Here is a 16,219-nt window from a genome sequence, read left to right on the forward strand (position 1 = left end):
CGCCGGTGGAGAAGGGCCTCCAGCGCGGGGCGGCCGGGACCGGTTCGCCCGCGCCGCGCTCAGGCGGTGTGCACCAGCCGGGACGCCACCGCGGCCCCGTACCGGTGCAGCACGAGCTCCGCCACCTCGGGGTCGGGCCCCAGGGGCGGTGCGACGACGACGTCGTCGCCGGCCAGCCGGGCCACCCGGTCGGGCAGCAGGCCCGGTGCCAGGAACCACGAGGCGACGGCGATGCGGCGGGCGCCGCGGGCGCGCAGCCGGGCCACCGCGGTGGTGACGTCCGGCGACGCGGAGGAGGCGAACGCGGCCTCCACTCCCGCCCAGCCGGCACCGGCGGCCCAGCGGGCGGCGATCGAGGACACCGCGGCGTTGGCCGGGGCGTGCGAGGAGCCCGCGCCCGCCAGCACGACGCCGAGCGAGCGGTCGCCGGAGCGCACGCCCACCGACGCCAACCGGCGCAGGGCGGCGGACTCCAGGCGCGGGTCCGGGCCCAGCACGTCGGAGATCGTCACGTCCAGCGCGGGCACCCGCGCCTCGGCCACCGCGCCCGGCACGTCGACGCGCGCGTGGAACGCCCGCCCCAGCAGCAGCGGCACCACCACCGCCGAGCGGTGGCCGTCGGCGCGCGCCGACCGCAGCACGTCGCCCAGCAGCGGCACGGACAGGTCCAGGAACGAGGCCCGCACGTCCAGCGACGGCCGCATCGCCCGCACCACGTCCAGCAGGGCGTGCACGGTCGCCGCCGAACGCGGGTCGCGGCTGCCGTGGGCCACGGCCACGAGCGCGGTCACAGCGCCCCCGTCAGACCGCGGGCCCGCAGCACCGCGCGCTCCAGCGGCCGGAACACCAGCAGTTCGATGCCGACGCCGACGAGCAGGATGAGGAAGATCGCCGCGATCACCACGGAGATGTCGTTGAGCGACGACCCGTTGTGCAGGTACTGGCCCAGGCCCTCGCCCAGCTGCGGCGAGGTGGCGATGATCTCCGCCGCCATCAGCGACCGCCAGGAGAACGCCCACCCCTGCTTGAGCCCGGCCAGGTAGCCGGGCAGGGCGGCGGGCAGCAGGATGTGCCGGGCCGCCGCGACCTTGCCCGCGCCCAGGGCCTGCCCGACGCGCGGCAGCAGCGGCGGGATCTGGTCCACACCCGACACCAGGCCGTTGGCGATGGACGGCACCGAGCCCATCAGCACCACGAAGTAGATCGTCGTCGGGGTCGCGCCGAACCACAGGATGCCCGCGGGCACCCACGCCACCGACGGCAGCGATTGGAGACCCGTCAGCAGCGACCCGATCGCCGCCCGCACCACGCGCACCTTGGCGATGAGCAGGCCCAGCGGCGTGGCGATCAGCACGGCGGTGAGGAAGCCGAGCACGGCCCGGTGCACGGAGGTCCACAGCACCTCGACGGCCCGGCCGGTCTCGATCGCCTCGGCCACCGAACCCCACACCGACCCGGGTGAGGGAAGCTGGTACTCCGGCCAGAACGCCAACGCCCACAGCGCCTGCCACACGCCCAGGAGCAGGGCGAACGCGACCAGCGGCGGCAGGGCGGTGCGGACGAACCGCCTGCCCGGCGACGGCCGCTGCTCCTGCGTCGGCGCGTCGAGCGCGTCGAGCCCGGCGCCGACCGCCGCGAGGTCGTTGTCAAGCCGCTGCGTGGCCACTGATCACCTCCCGCAGGTGCGAGGTGATGTCGTCGATCAGCGTCGCCTCGTCACCCCGGGTGGTGTCCCACTCGCGCACGACGCGGCCCGGCCGCGAGGACAGCAGCACGACCCGCTGGCCCAGCCGCACGGCCTCGCGCACGTCGTGGGTGACGAACAGGATGGCGTTCCCCGTCTCGCGCCACACCCGCACCAGCTCCGCCTGGAGCACGTCGCGGGTGATCGCGTCGAGCGCGGCGAACGGCTCGTCCATCAGCAGCAGGCCGGGCGTGCCCTCCTCGGCGCTGCCCAGCGTGGACGCCAGGGCGCGCGCCAGGGCCACGCGCTGGCGCATGCCACCGGACAGCTCGTGCGGGCGCTTGTGCCCGGCGCCGCCGAGCCGGACGAGGTCGAGCAGCTCGCCGGCCTTCTGCCGGCGCGGACCGCGCTTGAGGCCCGCGAGCCGCAGCGGCAGCTCCACGTTGCGCGCGGCGGTCAGCCACGGCATCAGGGCGGCTTCCTGGAACATCACGGCGGGCCGCGACGTGGTCAGCGCGATGGTGCCCGAGGTGGGCGCGTCCAGCCCGGCGACGAGGTTGAGCAGCGTGCTCTTGCCGCAGCCGGACGCGCCCAGCAGGCACACGAACTCGCCCGGCGCGACCCGCAGGTCGAGGCCGTCGAGCGCGGAGACGGCCGCTGCGCCGTGGCCGAAGACCTTGTGGACCCCGGACAGCGTCACCGCCGCGTCCGCGGTGGCGTGGGCGGCCGAGGGCTCAAGAGTGGCGGTCATGGTGTGCCTGCCTTCCCTGGGTTACTTCTTGTCCAGCCCGGCGGCGTCCACGGTCGGCTTGCCCGCCGCCGAGAGCACCTTGTTCAGCAGCGTGAAGTCGACGAGCCCCGCCACGTCGGCGGCCTCCTTCGCCACGCCCGCCGTCACCGCGTCCTTCGCCAGCCGCGGGAACGACTCGGCCTGCGGGTCGAGCACCAGCTCGATACCGCCGAACGCCCGGTCCAGCACCGGCTCGCCCAGGGCCTTGCCGGTCAGGGCCTTGAGCGCGTTGTTGACGACCTGCTTGGCCTCGACCTGGTTGTTCCGCGCGAAGTCGGTGGCCGCCAGGTGGCCGCGCAGCAGCGCCTCCACGGTCTGCGGGTGCCGCTGGAGGAACTTCGTGCGCACGACCAGCACCGTGGTCGGGAACTTCCCGTCCTCCCACAGGGCCTTCTCGTCCAGCAGCACCTCGGCGCCCGCGTCGAGCACCAGCCGCGAGGACCACGGCTCCGGCGCCCACGCGCCCTGCACGTCACCGCGCTTGAACAGGTCCAGTGACTGCGCGTTCTCGGTGTTGGTGACGTTCACCTGGTCGGGGCCGGTGCCGATGGCGAGCCCCTGGTCGGACAGCCACTTCTTCAGCGCCACGTCCTGGGTGTTCGCCAGCTGCGGCGTGGTGACGACCTTGCCCTTGAGGTCGGCCGGGGACGTGATCCCCGGCTTCACGACGAGCTGCGCGCCGCCGGACGTGGCGCCCGCGACGAGCCGGATCGCCTCGCCCTTGGACTTCGCGTAGGCGTTGATGGCCGGGCCGGACCCGATGAACGTGGCGTCCAGCGACTCGCCGAGCAGCGCGTTCACCGCCTCGGGGCCCGCGTTGAAGGTCTGCGTGGTGAGCTTGGTGGACCCGAGCTCCGCGGCGAACAGCCCCTTGTCCACGCCGATCAGCGCGGCGGCGTGGGTGACGTTGGGGAAGTAGCCGAGGCGGAGCTCGGCCGCCGCGCCCTGGTCGGCGGCGGGGGCCGAATCCCCGCCGCGGTCGACGCGGGAGCACGCGGACAGGGCGATGGCGGACAGGGCGATCAGTGCGGTGCTCAGGAGGCGGCGTCGGAGGCTCACGACGGGACCTTTCAGGGGCCGGGGGAGACGAGGGCGTGGTCGTCGGTGGACGGGGCGGAGTTACCGCCCCCGGTACAGCTGTCCACGCCGTCCAGCTCCGGCAGGGGCGCCCCCACGAGCCCGGCGGCCAGCGTGCTGCCGTCGGCGACGTCGATGATGAGAAAGGAACCAGTGCGGCGGTTGCGCGTGTAGTCGTCGACCGGAATTGCTTCGGCAGTGCGAACCCCGATCTGGCCGATCTCGTTGAGGGCCAGCGCGGCGGGGGCGTCGGTGCTGGCGAGCTTCTGCTCGTCGAACCGGGTGCGCAGTTCGGTGACGATCGCCTGCACGGTGCGCGTGCCGTGCTTGACCAGCACCCGTGCGCCGGGTGTGAGGGGCTTCTCCGACAGCCAGCACACGGTGGCGTCGAACTCGTCGGTCACGGTCGGCGGCGCGGCCGCGGCGGCGATCAGGTCACCGCGCGAGACGTCCACGTCGTGCGCCAGCAACAGCGTCACGGACCGGCCCGCCGCGGCCTCCTCCAGCGGGCCGTCGGCGGTGTCGATGCCGGTCACGGTCGTGCGCAGCCCGCCGGGCAGCACGGCGACCTCGTCGCCCACCCGCACGGTGCCCGCGGCGACCTGGCCCGCGTAGCCGCGGTAGTCCGGGTGCTCGGGGGTGCGCGGCCGGATCACGTACTGCACCGGGAAGCGGAACGGCGCGTCGTGCGGGTCGGGCTCGACCGGCACCGTCTCCAGGTGCTCCAGCAGCGTCGGACCGGAGTACCAGGGCGTGCGCGCCGAGCGCTCCACCACGTTGTCGCCCGCCAGCGCCGACACGGGGATCTCCACGACGGCCTCCTCGGCGTAACCGAGGGCGGTGGCGTGCGCGGTGAACTCCTTGGCGATGCGGGCGAACGTCACCTCGTCGTACCCGACCAGGTCGATCTTGTTGACCGCCAGCACGAGCCTGGGCACGCCCAGCAGCGCGAGCACGGCCGCGTGCCGCCGGGTCTGCTCGATCACGCCCTTGCGGGCGTCGACCAGCAGCACGCCGAGCTGCGCGGTGGACGCGCCGGTCACCGTGTTGCGGGTGTACTGGACGTGGCCGGGGGTGTCCGCGAGCACGAAGGAACGGTTCGGGGTGGCGAAGTAGCGGTAGGCCACGTCGATGGTGATGCCCTGCTCACGCTCCGAACGCAGGCCGTCCACCAGCAGTGACAGGTCCGGGGTGGCCAGGCCGCGGTCGGCGCTGGCGCGGTGCACCGCGTCCAGGGTGTCCGCGAGCACCGACTTGGTGTCGTAGAGCAGCCTGCCGACGAGCGTGGACTTGCCGTCGTCCACGCTGCCCGCCGTGGCCAGCCTCAACAGGTCGCTCATCTAGAAGTACCCCTCCCGCTTGCGGTCTTCCATGGCGGCCTCGGACATCCGGTCGTCCGCGCGGGTCGCGCCGCGCTCGGTGAGGCGGGACGCCGCGACCTCGGCGATGACGGTCGCGATGTCGGCCGCGTCGGACTCGACGGCGCCGGTGCACGACCCGTCGCCGACGGTCCGGTAGCGCACGGTCTTCTCGACCTTGACCTCGCCGTCGCGCGGGCCGCCCCACGGGCCTTCCGCGAGCCACATGCCGTCGCGCAGGTACACCTCGCGCCGGTGGGCGTAGTAGATCGACGGCAGCTCGATGCCCTCGCGGGCGATGTAGTGCCACACGTCCAGCTCGGTCCAGTTGGACAGCGGGAACACGCGCACGTGCTCGCCGGGGCGGTGCCGTCCGTTGTAGAGGTTCCACAGCTCGGGTCGCTGGCGGCGCGGCTCCCACTGGCCGAACGAGTTGCGCAGGCTGAAGATCCGCTCCTTGGCGCGGGCCCGCTCCTCGTCCCGCCGCCCGCCGCCGAAGACGGCGTCGAACCGGTGGGTGGTGATGGCGTCGAGCAGCGGCACGGTCTGGAGCGGGTTGCGGGTGCCGTCCGGCCGCTCGGCGAGCCGGCCGTCGTCGATGTAGTCCTGGACCTCCGCGACCTCCAGCCGCAGCCCGTGCCGCGCGACCACCCGGTCGCGGAACTCGATGACCTCGTCGAAGTTGTGCCCGGTGTCCACGTGCAGCAGCGGGAACGGAACCGGTGCGGGCCAGAACGCCTTCACCGCGAGGTGCAGCAGCAGCGTGGAGTCCTTGCCGCCGGAGAACAGGATCACCGGCCGGTCGAACTCGCCCGCGACCTCGCGGAAGATGTGGATCGCCTCGGACTCCAGGCGGTCGAGCGCGTCGAGGGCCGTCGTCGTGGCGGTCATCCGTGCAACCCGCATTCTGTCTTGGCCAGCCCCGCCCACCGGCCGCTGCGCGGGTCCGAACCCGGCAAGGGCTTCGCGGTGCACGGCGCGCAGCCGATGGAGGGGTAACCGGCCTGCACCAGCGGGTTCTCCAGGATTCCGTGGTCGGCGATGTAGGCGTTGAACCGCTCGTCGGACCACGGCGCGATCGGGTTGACCTTCACCAGCCCGTTGCGGTCGTCCCACTGCACGATCGGGGTGTTCGCGCGGGTCGGGGCGTCGACCCGGCGGACACCGGTGACCCACGCGTCGTAGTCCGCCAGGGTCCGCCGGAGCGGCACGACCTTGCGCAGCTCGCAGCACCGGGTCGGGTCGGTCCGGTTGAGCGGGCCGAACTCGGCCTCCTGGTCCGCCACCGACTGCTCGGCGGCGGCGTCGACGATGCGCACACCGGGGTAGACCAGGTCCACCGCGTCACGCGTGCCGATGGTCTCGGCGAAGTGGTAGCCGGTCTGCAGGAACAGCACGTCCACGTCCGGCTTGACCTTGGTCGCCAGGTCGACCAGCACCGCGTCCTGCATGTTCGACGCGACGATCCAGCTCTCGCCGAACGTGCGGGCGGTCCACGCCAGCGCCTCCTCGGCACTGGCGTCCGCCAGCTCGGCCGAGGCGGCCTCGGCGATCACCTTGAGCTCCTCGACCCTGGTCGGGGCGGTCATCTCCGCACCTCCTTCTGTGGAAGGTTGAGACCCACGAACTTGACCGTGAACACGCGACGGCAGGAGGCGCAGAGCCACGAGTGGCTCGGCTCCTCCTGCGGTCGGAGGTCCTCGTCGCCGCAGTAGGGGCAGTAGAACGGTGTCGCGCGCTCACTCATGCCGGCCTCCGTCGGGGCAGGTGCGTCGGTGGGTGCTCACTTCAGATCACCCTCGTCCGCCCGCGCGACCCACTGCGCGAACCTCTCTTCGGGCTCCCGCTTCGCCACGAAGTTGCGCACCACGCGCTCCACGTAGTCCGACAGCTCGGCGGCGGTGACCTTGTGGCCGCGCAGCTTGCGGCCGAACCCGGCGTCCAGGCCGAGGCCGCCGCCCAGGTGCACCTGGAAGCCCTCGACCTGCTCGCCGTCCGCGTCGGTGACGATCTGGCCCTTGAGGCCGATGTCGGCGGTCTGGATGCGGGCGCACGAGTTCGGGCAGCCGTTGATGTGCACCGACACCGGCGCGGTGACGCCGGCGACGACGTCCGCCAGCCTGGTCTCCAGCGCGGAGACAAGCTCGACCGCGCGGGCCTTGGTCTCGACGATCGCGAGCTTGCAGAACTCGATGCCGGTGCACGCCATCACGCCCCGCCGCCACGGCGACGGCTCGGTCTGCAACCCCAGCTTCGCCAGGTCCGCCTGGAGCCCCTCGACCTCGCCCTCCGGCACGTCCAGCACGACGATCTTCTGCTGCGGCGTGAGCCGGACCCGGGTGGACCCGGCGCGTTCCACGACCTTGGCGACCTCGACCAGCGTGGACCCGGACACCCGGCCCGCGATCGGGGCCGCGCCGACGTAGTAGGAACCGTCCTTCTGCCGGTGCACGCCGATGTGGTCGCGGGGGATCGCGGGCACCTCGGGCGCGGGGCCGTCGACCATCTTCCGCTTGAGGTACTCGTCCTCCAGGACCTGGCGGAACTTCTCGGGGCCCCAGTCCGCGACCAGGAACTTGATCCGCGCGCGGTGCCGCAGGCGGCGGTAGCCGTAATCGCGGAAGACGCTGATCACGCCCTCCCACACGTCCGGCACCTCGTCCAGCGGGACCCACGCGCCCAGCCGCTGCCCGATCATCGGGTTCGTGGACAGGCCGCCGCCGACCCACAGGTCGAAGCCCGGCCCGTGCTCGGGGTGGTGCACACCGACGAACGCGACGTCGTGGATCTCGTGCGCCACGTCCGGCAGGCCGGAGATCGCGGTCTTGAACTTGCGCGGCAGGTTCGAGAAGCGCGGGTCGCCGATGTAGCGGCGCAGGATCTCGTCGATCGCGGGGGAGCCGTCGACCACCTCGTCCTCGGCGATGCCCGCGACGGGGGAGCCGAGGATCACGCGCGGGCTGTCGCCGCACGCCTCCATCGTGGTCAGGCCCGCCGCCTCCAGCTTCTGCCAGATCGTCGGCACGTCCTCGACCCTGATCCAGTGGTACTGGATGTTCTGCCGGTCGGTGATGTCGGCGGTGTCGCGCGCGTAGGTCTGCGACAGCTCGCCGAGCAGGGCCAGCTGCCGGGTGGTGAGCCGGCCGCCGTCCACGCGGACGCGCAGCATGAAGTACTCGTCGTCCAGCTCCTCCGGGTCCAGGGTGGCCGTGCGACCGCCGTCGATGCCGGGCTTGCGCTGGGTGTAGAGGCCGTACCAGCGGAACCGCCCGCGCAGGTCGGCCGGGTCGATGGAGTCGAAGCCGCCGCGGGCGTAGACGTTCTCGATCCGCGCCCGGACGTTGAGCGGGTTGTCGTCCTTCTTGCTCCGCTCGTTCGGGTTCAGCGGCTCGCGGTAGCCCAGCGCCCACTGCCCCTCACCTCGGCGCTGCTTCGTGCGCTGAGGTGTCGTCGTCGGGGGGACCATGCTCGTCCTCCGGGTTTCGGGGGCGCTGGTGCGCGTGCGAGTCCCGGCAGAACCGTGGTGGGGGTCTCGTCAGCGCACCCGGCGCCGACGGTGAGAATGCGGGCGCGGGTTATGCCGAACGACGGCACATCGCGCTGGACACGCGCCGGAAGTCGACGTGGCGGCGGACCACCAGGCGCACTCCGGTCGATGTCATGTGGATGAGCGTGCCACGCGTCCATGGCGTGGTCCACCGCCATCCGCATCGTGGGACGGGGGTGCCGCGCCCGGTAGGTGGGACAATGGGGGCCATGCCCTCCGCCCTGCCGATCGGCGACCCCGCGCCGCCCGACGGTTCGCTCCCCGCCACCGCCCTCGCCGGGCTCGGCTCCCGCCCGTTCGGCGTCTACGTGCACGTCCCGTTCTGCGCGACCCGGTGCGGCTACTGCGACTTCAACACCTACACCGCCGGTGAGCTGGGCACCTCCGCCTCGCCCCGGTCGTGGCTGGAGGGGCTGCGCCGCGAACTGGACCTCGCCGCGACCGTGCTGGGCACCCCGCCGCCGGTCGAGACGGTCTTCGTCGGCGGCGGCACCCCGTCACTGCTCGGCTCCGACGGGCTGGCCGACGTGCTCGACGCCGTGCGCGCCTCGTTCGGCCTCGCACCGGGCGCGGAGGTCACCACCGAGTCCAACCCCGAGTCGACCTCGCCGTCGTTCTTCGCCGCGATCCGTGACGCCGGCTACACGCGGGTGTCGCTCGGGATGCAGTCCGCGGCCCGGCACGTCCTCGCCGTCCTGGACCGCGCCCACACCCCGGGTCGCCCCGTCGCGGCGGCCCGCGAGGCCCGCGCGGCCGGCTTCGAGCACGTGAACCTCGATCTCATCTACGGCACGCCCGGTGAGTCGCCGGGCGACCTGGAGGCGTCGCTGGACGCCGTGCGCGGCGCGGGCGTGGACCACGTGTCGGCCTACGCGCTGATCGTGGAGGAGGGCACCGCCCTGGCCCGCCGGGTGCGCCGGGGCGAGCTGCCGATGCCCGACGACGACGTGCTGGCCGACAAGTACGAGTCGGTCGACCGGGCCATGACCGCCCAGGGCCTCACCTGGTACGAGGTGTCGAACTGGGCCGCCTCCGCCGAGGCGGCGTGCCGGCACAACCTGCTGTACTGGCAGGGGGCCGACTGGTGGGGCGCGGGCCCCGGCGCGCACAGCCACGTCGGCGGCGTGCGCTGGTGGAACGTCAAGCACCCCGCGAAGTACGCCGAACTGCTCGCCGCAGGCGCCTCGCCGTCCGCCGGGCGCGAGGTGCTGACCGGGGACGACCGCCGCGTCGAACGCGTCCTGCTGGAGCTCCGCCTGGCCACCGGCCTGCCGCTCGACGTCCTGGACGAGGGCGGGCGGGCCGAGGCCGGGACCGCCGCCGCCGACGGCCTGCTGGACCCCGCCGCCCTGGACGCGGGCCGCTGCGTGCTCACCGACCGGGGCCGGTTGCTCGCCGACGCCGTGGTGCGCCGGCTCACCTGACGGCCGCGGTGGCGGCACCGCGATGCCCGCCACCTGCGACAGGCCGCCGCACGGCGCCGTGAACGCGCCCGCGTCGCGTTCTGCTGCCCGGAGGGCGTCGAGCAGGGAGGGGTTGAGCACACCCGACGCCGGCGATGTGACCGAACCCGGACCAACGGCTTTCCATCCGCCGCCGCAACCTCCGTAAACTCGGGGGGAAGCAGTCCAGGTCGTCCCGGAGGTGACGTGCGGTGAACGCCGATGAGCGCCGGTTCGAAGTGCTGCGCGCGATCGTCGCCGACTACGTGTCCAACCAGGAGCCGGTCGGCTCGAAAGCCCTGGTCGAGCGGCACAACCTGAGCGTGTCCAGCGCCACCGTGCGCAACGACATGGCCCAGTTGGAGGAGGACGGCTACATCACCCAGCCGCACACCAGCGCCGGCCGCGTGCCCACGGACAAGGGCTACCGGCTGTTCGTGGACCGCCTCAACGAGGTCAAGCCGCTGTCCTCGCCCGAGCGCAAGGCCATCCGGAACTTCCTCGAAGGCGCCTACGACCTCGACGACGTGCTGCGCCGCAGCGTCCGCCTGCTCGCCCAGTTGACCCGCCAGGTCGCGGTCGTGCAGTACCCGGTGCTCAGCCGGGCGACCGTGCGCCACATCGAGGTGCTGGCCATCACGCCCGCCCGCCTCATGCTGGTGCTCATCACCGACACCGGCCGCGTCGACCAGCGCTCGGTCGACCTCGGCGACGTCATCAGCGAGGACAACGTCGCCCGGGTGCGCGCCATGCTCAACGCCGCGATGGTCGGCAAGCGCCTCTCCGACGCCTCCGCCGAGGTCGCCCAGCTGCCCGAGGAGGCGCCCGCCGAGCTGCGCGACGTCGTGCTGCGGGTCGGCACCGTGCTCATCGAGTCGCTGGTGGAGCACCCCGAGGAGCGCCTGGTGCTGGGTGGCACCGCGAACCTCACCCGCAACGTGGCAGACTTCCCCGGTTCGCTGCGCCAGGTGCTGGAGGCGCTGGAGGAACAGGTCGTGGTGCTCAAGCTGCTGGCCGCGGCCCGCGACCCCGGCACCATCCTGGTGCACATCGGCGAGGAGAACGAGGCGGCGGAGATGCGCAGCACCTCCGTCGTGTCCATCGGCTACGGCAGCCGGGACAACCTGCTCGGGGGAATGGGCGTGGTCGGACCGACCCGCATGGACTACCCCGGCACGATGGCGGCCGTGCGCGCGGTCGCCACCTACGTGGGGGAGATCTTGACCGGGCGGTGACGGCGGGGGAGGAACACCGCGGTCCCGCAGGACGTTTGGCAGGCGAGCGCGCGCGTGCGCACGACGCCGCTCGCAGGAGGAAACACGGTGGCGAGGGACTACTACGGCACGCTCGGGGTCTCCAAGAACGCGACACCCGAGGAGATCAAGCGCGCCTACCGCAAGCTCGCGCGGCAGCTCCACCCGGACGTGAACCCCAACGAGGAAGCGCGCTTCAAGGAGGTGACCGCCGCCTACGAGGTCCTGTCGGACCCGAAGAAGCGGCAGGTCGTCGACCTGGGCGGCGACCCGCTGGAGCCGGGCGGCGGCGGCCGGGGCGGCGGCGACCCGTTCGCGGGCTTCGGCGGTCTCGGCGACATCATGGACGCGTTCTTCGGCGCGGGCGGCGGCGCGGGCGGGCGGGGGCCGCGCAGCCGCGTGCAGCCCGGCTCCGACGCCCTCATCCGGCTGTCGATGACGCTGGAGGAGTGCGCGGCGGGCGCCTCGCGGGAGCTGACCGTCGACACGGCCATCCTGTGCGACCTGTGCGTGGGCAGCGGCTGCGCCGAGGGCACGTCCCCGACGCGCTGCGACACCTGCGGCGGGCGCGGCGAGGTGCAGTCGGTGCAGCGGTCCTTCCTGGGCCAGGTCGTCACCGCGCGGCCCTGCCCGGTGTGCCGCGGCCTCGGCGAGGTCATCCCCGACCCGTGCCGCCAGTGCGCCGGCGAGGGCCGCGTGCGGTCCCGGCGCACCATCTCCGTGCAGATCCCGGCCGGCGTGGCCGAGGGCATGCGGGTGCGGCTCGCGGGCCAGGGCGAGGTCGGCCCCGGCGGCGGCCCCGCCGGCGACCTGTACGTCGAGGTCGAGGAGGTGCCGCACGAGGTCTTCGAGCGCGACGGCGCCCACCTGCACTGCTCGGTGCGCATCCCCATGACGACCGCCGCGCTCGGTGCCGTCCTGCCGCTGGCCACGCTGGACGGCGAGGAGGAGTTGGAGATCGAGCCCGGCACCCAGCCGAACACCGTGCTGGTGCTCACCGGGCGCGGCATGCCCCGGCTGCGCTCCAGCGGGCGCGTCGACGGCCGCGGTGACCTCCACGTGCACCTGGAGGTCGTGGTGCCCACCAAGCTCGACGCCCGCCAGACCGAGCTGCTGCGGGAACTCGCCGTCGCCCGCGGCGAGGACGAGCCGACGCTCGCCCACAACGGCAAGGGCGGCGGCGGGCTGTTCTCGCGGCTGCGCTCCGGCCGCGGCCACCGGTGACGCTGCCCGTCTTCCTCGTCCCCGCACTGCCCACCGGCGGCACGGCGGTCCTCGACGGCCCCGAGGGCCGGCACGCGGCCACCGTCCGCCGGTTGCGGGCGGGCGAGGAGCTGGTCCTGTCCGACGGTTCGGGCGACCAGGCGCGGTGCGTGGTCGAGGAGGCGGTGAAGGACGCGCTGCGGCTGCGCGTCGTCGAGCGCTGGACCGTGCCGGAGCCGTCCGTGCGGGTGGTCGTGGCGCAGGCCCTGGTGAAGGGCGACCGCGGCGAGCTGGCCGTGGAGCTGGCCACCGAGGCGGGCGTGGACGGCGTCGTGCCCTGGCGGGCCTCGCGCTGCGTGACCAAGTGGGAGGACGGGCCGCGCGGCGCGAAGGCCCTCGAACGGTGGCGCGGCACCGCCCGCGAGGCGGCCAAGCAGGCCCGGCGCGCCCGCGTGCCGTCCGTCGCCGACCCCGTCACCACCTCCGGGCTCGCTTCCCTGGTGTCCTCGTCGACCGTCGCATTGGTTTTGCACGAATCTTCTTCGCAGCCGCTCGGAACGGTTCCGCTGCCCACTTCCGGGGACGTCCTGCTCGTCGTCGGACCGGAAGGCGGGATCACCGACGAGGAATTGTCGGCGTTGACCGCCGCCGGTGCGCACGTAGTGCGACTGGGCCCTGCCGTTCTGCGAGCGTCGACGGCCGCGGCGGTCGCTCTGGGTGCGCTGGGTGTGCTGACCGATCGCTGGCGGTGACGGTCCCCGTTCCCTTCTGGCAAACGCCAGACGCAGGGGTTACGCTCATGGCCAGAGGGGTTGGCCGGGTCACCGGGACCGGTCCCTCGGAGCAGGCTCGCCGGACACCTCCCCCCTCGGTCCGGCGCCGCCGCGTCGCGGTGGGACGACCCCCAGGTCCCACCGCGACGCGGCCCTTTTTTGTGCGGAGGGTTTCGCGTGCGCATCGACTACGGACCCCACCCCAGCCAGTTCGGGGAGTTTTCCACGCCGGGTGGTGAATCCTTTCCCGTCATCGTGGTAATCCATGGTGGTTTTTGGCATCAACGTTATGGTCTCGAACTCGGCCGCCCCCTCGCCGACGACCTCGTCGCGCACGGCGTCGCCGCGTTCAACGTCGAATACCGGCGCGTCGACGGCGGCGGCGGGTGGCCCGAGACCGGGGACGACGTGCTCGCCGCCCTCTCCGCGCTGCCCGGCGGTCCCGGCCCCGTCGTGACGCTCGGTCACTCGGCCGGCGGCCACCTCGCCGTCTGGGCCGCCGCGCGGCACCCCCGCGTGACCGCCGCCGTCTCCCAGGCCGGCGTCCTCGACCTGCTCTCCCACCCGGCCGTCACCCGCCGCGCCGCCGAACTGCTCGGCGGCACCCCCGACGAGGTGCCCGACCGCTACGCCGACGCCTCCCCCACCGCCCTGCTGCCCATCGGCAAACCGGTGGTCCTCGTGCACGGCGACGCCGACGAGGACGTGCCGTTCGAGCAGAGCGCCGCGTTCGCCCGCGCCTCCGGGGCCGAACTGGTCGCCCTCCCCGGCGTCGGCCACATGGACGTCATCACCGTCGGCACCCCCGCCTGGGAGGCGTGCCGCGACGCCGCGCTGCGCCTGGCGGGCGCGCGCCCGCGGCGTTCGCGTCCGACGGCCCCGCGGCACCGCGGGGGTGGGTAGCGTGCGGACCATGTCCGACTGCCTGTTCTGCCGCATCGTCGCCCGGGAGATCCCGGCCACCGTGGTCCACGAGACCGACACCACGCTGGCGTTCCGCGACATCGCCCCGCAGGCGCCCACGCACGTCGTGCTGGTGCCCAAGACCCACGCGCCCGACGCCGTCGCCCTGGCCGCCGCCGCGCCCGGGGTCCTCGACGACCTGTTCCTCGCCGCCGGGGAGGTCGCCAAGGCCGAGGGCGTCGCCGAGACCGGCTACCGCACCCTGTTCAACACCGGCTCCGACGCAGGTCAGACCGTCTTCCACGCCCACCTGCACGTGCTCGGCGGGCGCCGGCTCGGCCCTCTCGCCTGAGCCTCCCGGTCGGGGCCCCTCGCCGAAGGGCCCTGACCGGGCGACACCGACACGAGCGCACCCGCCGCGCCCACCGGTTTCCGCCGGCCTTACTCCGGTGCGGACTGTCGGTGCCGGCGGCTAGCATCGACGGAGCAGGTCAAGTCCACCCGAGCACCGCGCGAACGCGCAGGAAGAGGGCCCGAGGCCACGTGGCCGGTACCGCTGACAACACGCCGCAGGCAAGCCGGGACGCGGCCGCCGCCCAGGACGCGCAGTCCAAGTTCTCCGTGCCCGACGGCGCGGTGCTGGCCCTGCTCGGATCGCGGGACGAGAACCTCCGGCTCGCCGAAGAACTCCTCGACGCCGACGTGCACGTGCGCGGCAACGAGATCACCCTGTCCGGCCAATCCGCCGACGTGGCGTTCGCCGAACGGGTGTTCTCCGAGCTCGTCACCCTCGCCAGCCGCGGCCAGCAGGTCGGACCCGACACGGTCCGCCGCACCGTCGCCATGCTGTCCGCGGGCACCAGCGAGTCGCCCGCCGAGGTCCTGAGCCTGGACATCATCTCCCGGCGGGGCCGCACGATCCGCCCGAAGACGCTCAACCAGAAGCACTACGTGGACGCGATCGACCAGAACACGATCGTGTTCGGCATCGGTCCCGCGGGCACCGGCAAGACCTACCTGGCGATGGCGAAGGCCGTGCAGGCCCTCCAGGCCAAGCAGGTCAACCGCATCATCCTGACCCGCCCGGCGGTCGAGGCGGGCGAACGCCTCGGCTACCTGCCCGGCACCCTGAACGAGAAGATCGACCCCTACCTGCGCCCGCTGTACGACGCGCTGCACGACATGGTCGACCCCGAGTCGATCCCCCGCCTCACCCAGGCGGGCACGATCGAGGTCGCCCCACTGGCCTACATGCGCGGTCGTAGCCTGAACGACGCGTTCATCATCCTCGACGAGGCGCAGAACACGACGCCCGAGCAGATGAAGATGTTCCTCACCCGGTTGGGCTTCGGCTCGAAGATCGTGGTGACCGGCGACGTCACGCAGGTCGACCTGCCGGGTGGGCAGCGCAGCGGCCTGAAGGTGGTCAGGGAGATCCTCGAAGGCGTCGACGACGTCCACTTCTCCGTCCTGACCAGCAACGACGTGGTCCGTCACCAGTTGGTGGCGGACATCGTGGACGCCTATGACAAGTGGCAGGTCGAGCAGGAGGAACGCGAAGCCGGGGAGGGTCACCAGCACCAGGCCGGACCCGGTGCGAGGTCGCGTGGGCAACGCCGGGGACGATAGGCCCGTGAGCATCGAGATCGCGAACGAGTCGGGCGTCGGCGTGGACGAGCCGTCCATCGTCGCCGCCGCCCGGTTCGCCCTGGACCGGATGGGCGTCAGCCCGTTGGCCGAGCTGTCCGTCCTGCTCGTCGAGCTGGACGTGATGGCGGACCTGCACCAGCGCTGGATGGACCTGCCCGGTCCGACGGACGTCATGGCGTTCCCGATGGACGAGCTGGACTCGGCCCGGCGGCCGGACGCGGCCGGGTTGGGGCCGGCGCTGCTGGGTGACATCGTGCTGTGCCCGGACTTCGCCAAGGACCAGGCGAAGAAGGCCGGGCACGGCCTGCTGGACGAGCTGCACCTGCTGACCGTGCACGGCGTGCTGCACCTGCTCGGCTACGACCACGCCGAACCCGCGGAGGAGCGGGAGATGTTCACGTTGCAGAACCGCATCCTGGGCGACTTCCGCGCCTCGGTGGCGGAGGCGGAGCGCAAGTCGGCGCAGCGCGAGGCGGACTCGAAGCTGCTCGGGGCGGTGGGCCTGGAGGACGCGGACCGGCCCGAGCCGACAGCCTGAG

The 16,219-nt window shown here is 73.2% G+C and carries 17 protein-coding genes; 8 read left to right on the forward strand and 9 right to left on the reverse strand.

The window, feature by feature from the left end:
- Positions 1 to 59: 59 nt before the first annotated feature.
- The 9 genes from J2S66_RS35490 to J2S66_RS35530 are packed head-to-tail and all read right to left on the reverse strand — an operon-like array spanning position 60 to position 8,375.
- Positions 60 to 791 (reverse strand): sirohydrochlorin chelatase, encoded by a 732-nt coding sequence (locus J2S66_RS35490; RefSeq protein WP_310313738.1) that lies wholly within the window; start codon positions 789 to 791, stop codon positions 60 to 62.
- Positions 788 to 1,666, reverse strand: coding sequence for an ABC transporter permease (locus tag J2S66_RS35495; protein ID WP_310313741.1), 879 nt, complete (start codon positions 1,664 to 1,666; stop codon positions 788 to 790). Before J2S66_RS35495 ends, J2S66_RS35490 begins: the two co-directional genes overlap by 4 nt.
- Positions 1,647 to 2,435, reverse strand: a complete 789-nt coding sequence (locus J2S66_RS35500) for an ABC transporter ATP-binding protein (RefSeq protein ID WP_310313742.1) — start codon at positions 2,433 to 2,435, stop codon at positions 1,647 to 1,649. The genes J2S66_RS35495 and J2S66_RS35500 overlap by 20 nt, the downstream gene beginning before the upstream one ends.
- 21 nt (positions 2,436 to 2,456) lie before the next feature.
- Positions 2,457 to 3,533: an ABC transporter substrate-binding protein gene (locus J2S66_RS35505; RefSeq protein WP_310313746.1), complete on the reverse strand. Its 1,077-nt coding sequence runs from the start codon at positions 3,531 to 3,533 to the stop codon at positions 2,457 to 2,459.
- Between the two features lie 11 nt (positions 3,534 to 3,544).
- Complete coding sequence (locus tag J2S66_RS35510) at positions 3,545 to 4,891, reverse strand: sulfate adenylyltransferase subunit 1 (RefSeq protein WP_310313749.1); 1,347 nt, start codon at positions 4,889 to 4,891, stop codon at positions 3,545 to 3,547.
- Positions 4,892 to 5,800, reverse strand: a complete 909-nt coding sequence (gene cysD, locus J2S66_RS35515) for a sulfate adenylyltransferase subunit CysD (protein ID WP_310313751.1) — start codon at positions 5,798 to 5,800, stop codon at positions 4,892 to 4,894.
- Positions 5,797 to 6,498 (reverse strand): phosphoadenylyl-sulfate reductase, encoded by a 702-nt coding sequence (locus J2S66_RS35520; protein ID WP_310313754.1) that lies wholly within the window; start codon positions 6,496 to 6,498, stop codon positions 5,797 to 5,799. The genes cysD and J2S66_RS35520 overlap by 4 nt, the downstream gene beginning before the upstream one ends.
- On the reverse strand, positions 6,495 to 6,656 hold the full coding sequence (locus J2S66_RS35525; protein WP_306747123.1) for an Insertion element protein: 162 nt from the start codon (positions 6,654 to 6,656) through the stop codon (positions 6,495 to 6,497). The genes J2S66_RS35520 and J2S66_RS35525 overlap by 4 nt, the downstream gene beginning before the upstream one ends.
- A 36-nt stretch (positions 6,657 to 6,692) precedes the next feature.
- Complete coding sequence (locus J2S66_RS35530; protein WP_310313757.1) at positions 6,693 to 8,375, reverse strand: nitrite/sulfite reductase; 1,683 nt, start codon at positions 8,373 to 8,375, stop codon at positions 6,693 to 6,695.
- Between the two features lie 290 nt (positions 8,376 to 8,665).
- Here J2S66_RS35530 and hemW point away from each other — a divergent pair, with 290 nt between their 5' ends.
- The 8 genes from hemW (at position 8,666) to ybeY (ending at position 16,218) form a co-directional block, all read left to right on the forward strand.
- A complete protein-coding gene (gene hemW, locus J2S66_RS35535; protein WP_310313760.1) occupies positions 8,666 to 9,880 on the forward strand; it encodes a radical SAM family heme chaperone HemW in 1,215 nt (404 codons plus the stop codon).
- A 230-nt stretch (positions 9,881 to 10,110) separates the two neighbouring features.
- Positions 10,111 to 11,133, forward strand: a complete 1,023-nt coding sequence (gene hrcA, locus J2S66_RS35540) for a heat-inducible transcriptional repressor HrcA (RefSeq protein ID WP_310313763.1) — start codon at positions 10,111 to 10,113, stop codon at positions 11,131 to 11,133.
- Positions 11,134 to 11,220: 87 nt separating this feature from the next.
- Positions 11,221 to 12,375 carry a molecular chaperone DnaJ gene (gene dnaJ / locus J2S66_RS35545; protein WP_310313766.1) on the forward strand — a complete coding sequence of 385 codons (1,155 nt, stop codon included), beginning with the start codon at positions 11,221 to 11,223 and terminating at the stop codon, positions 12,373 to 12,375.
- Positions 12,372 to 13,106 carry a 16S rRNA (uracil(1498)-N(3))-methyltransferase gene (locus tag J2S66_RS35550; protein ID WP_310313770.1) on the forward strand — a complete coding sequence of 245 codons (735 nt, stop codon included), beginning with the start codon at positions 12,372 to 12,374 and terminating at the stop codon, positions 13,104 to 13,106. The genes dnaJ and J2S66_RS35550 overlap by 4 nt, the downstream gene beginning before the upstream one ends.
- 276 nt (positions 13,107 to 13,382) lie before the next feature.
- The gene (locus J2S66_RS35555; protein WP_310313773.1) at positions 13,383 to 14,030 is read left to right on the forward strand and encodes an alpha/beta hydrolase family protein; all 648 of its coding nucleotides are present in this window, start codon (positions 13,383 to 13,385) and stop codon (positions 14,028 to 14,030) included.
- A gap of 10 nt (positions 14,031 to 14,040) precedes the next feature.
- A complete protein-coding gene (locus J2S66_RS35560) occupies positions 14,041 to 14,382 on the forward strand; it encodes a histidine triad nucleotide-binding protein (protein ID WP_310313777.1) in 342 nt (113 codons plus the stop codon).
- A gap of 191 nt (positions 14,383 to 14,573) precedes the next feature.
- On the forward strand, positions 14,574 to 15,659 hold the full coding sequence (locus tag J2S66_RS35565; protein WP_310313780.1) for a PhoH family protein: 1,086 nt from the start codon (positions 14,574 to 14,576) through the stop codon (positions 15,657 to 15,659).
- 4 nt (positions 15,660 to 15,663) lie between these two features.
- The gene (gene ybeY, locus J2S66_RS35570) at positions 15,664 to 16,218 is read left to right on the forward strand and encodes an rRNA maturation RNase YbeY (protein ID WP_306747112.1); all 555 of its coding nucleotides are present in this window, start codon (positions 15,664 to 15,666) and stop codon (positions 16,216 to 16,218) included.
- Position 16,219 lies beyond the last annotated feature (1 nt).

Origin of the sequence: Saccharothrix longispora (assembly GCF_031455225.1) — a bacterium.
Classification (GTDB): domain Bacteria; phylum Actinomycetota; class Actinomycetes; order Mycobacteriales; family Pseudonocardiaceae; genus Actinosynnema; species Actinosynnema longispora.

Bases quoted from the DNA above. Each gene is read 5' to 3' on its own strand.
- J2S66_RS35500 (WP_310313742.1), bottom strand. From the start codon at position 2,435: ATGACCGCCACTCTTGAGCCCTCGGCCGCCCACGCCACCGCGGACGCG.
- J2S66_RS35510 (WP_310313749.1), bottom strand. From the start codon at position 4,891: ATGAGCGACCTGTTGAGGCTGGCCACGGCGGGCAGCGTGGACGACGGC.
- cysD (WP_310313751.1), bottom strand. From the start codon at position 5,800: ATGACCGCCACGACGACGGCCCTCGACGCGCTCGACCGCCTGGAGTCC.
- J2S66_RS35520 (WP_310313754.1), bottom strand. From the start codon at position 6,498: ATGACCGCCCCGACCAGGGTCGAGGAGCTCAAGGTGATCGCCGAGGCC.
- J2S66_RS35525 (WP_306747123.1), bottom strand. From the start codon at position 6,656: ATGAGTGAGCGCGCGACACCGTTCTACTGCCCCTACTGCGGCGACGAG.
- J2S66_RS35530 (WP_310313757.1), bottom strand. From the start codon at position 8,375: ATGGTCCCCCCGACGACGACACCTCAGCGCACGAAGCAGCGCCGAGGT.
- hemW (WP_310313760.1), top strand. From the start codon at position 8,666: ATGCCCTCCGCCCTGCCGATCGGCGACCCCGCGCCGCCCGACGGTTCG.
- J2S66_RS35560 (WP_310313777.1), top strand. From the start codon at position 14,041: ATGTCCGACTGCCTGTTCTGCCGCATCGTCGCCCGGGAGATCCCGGCC.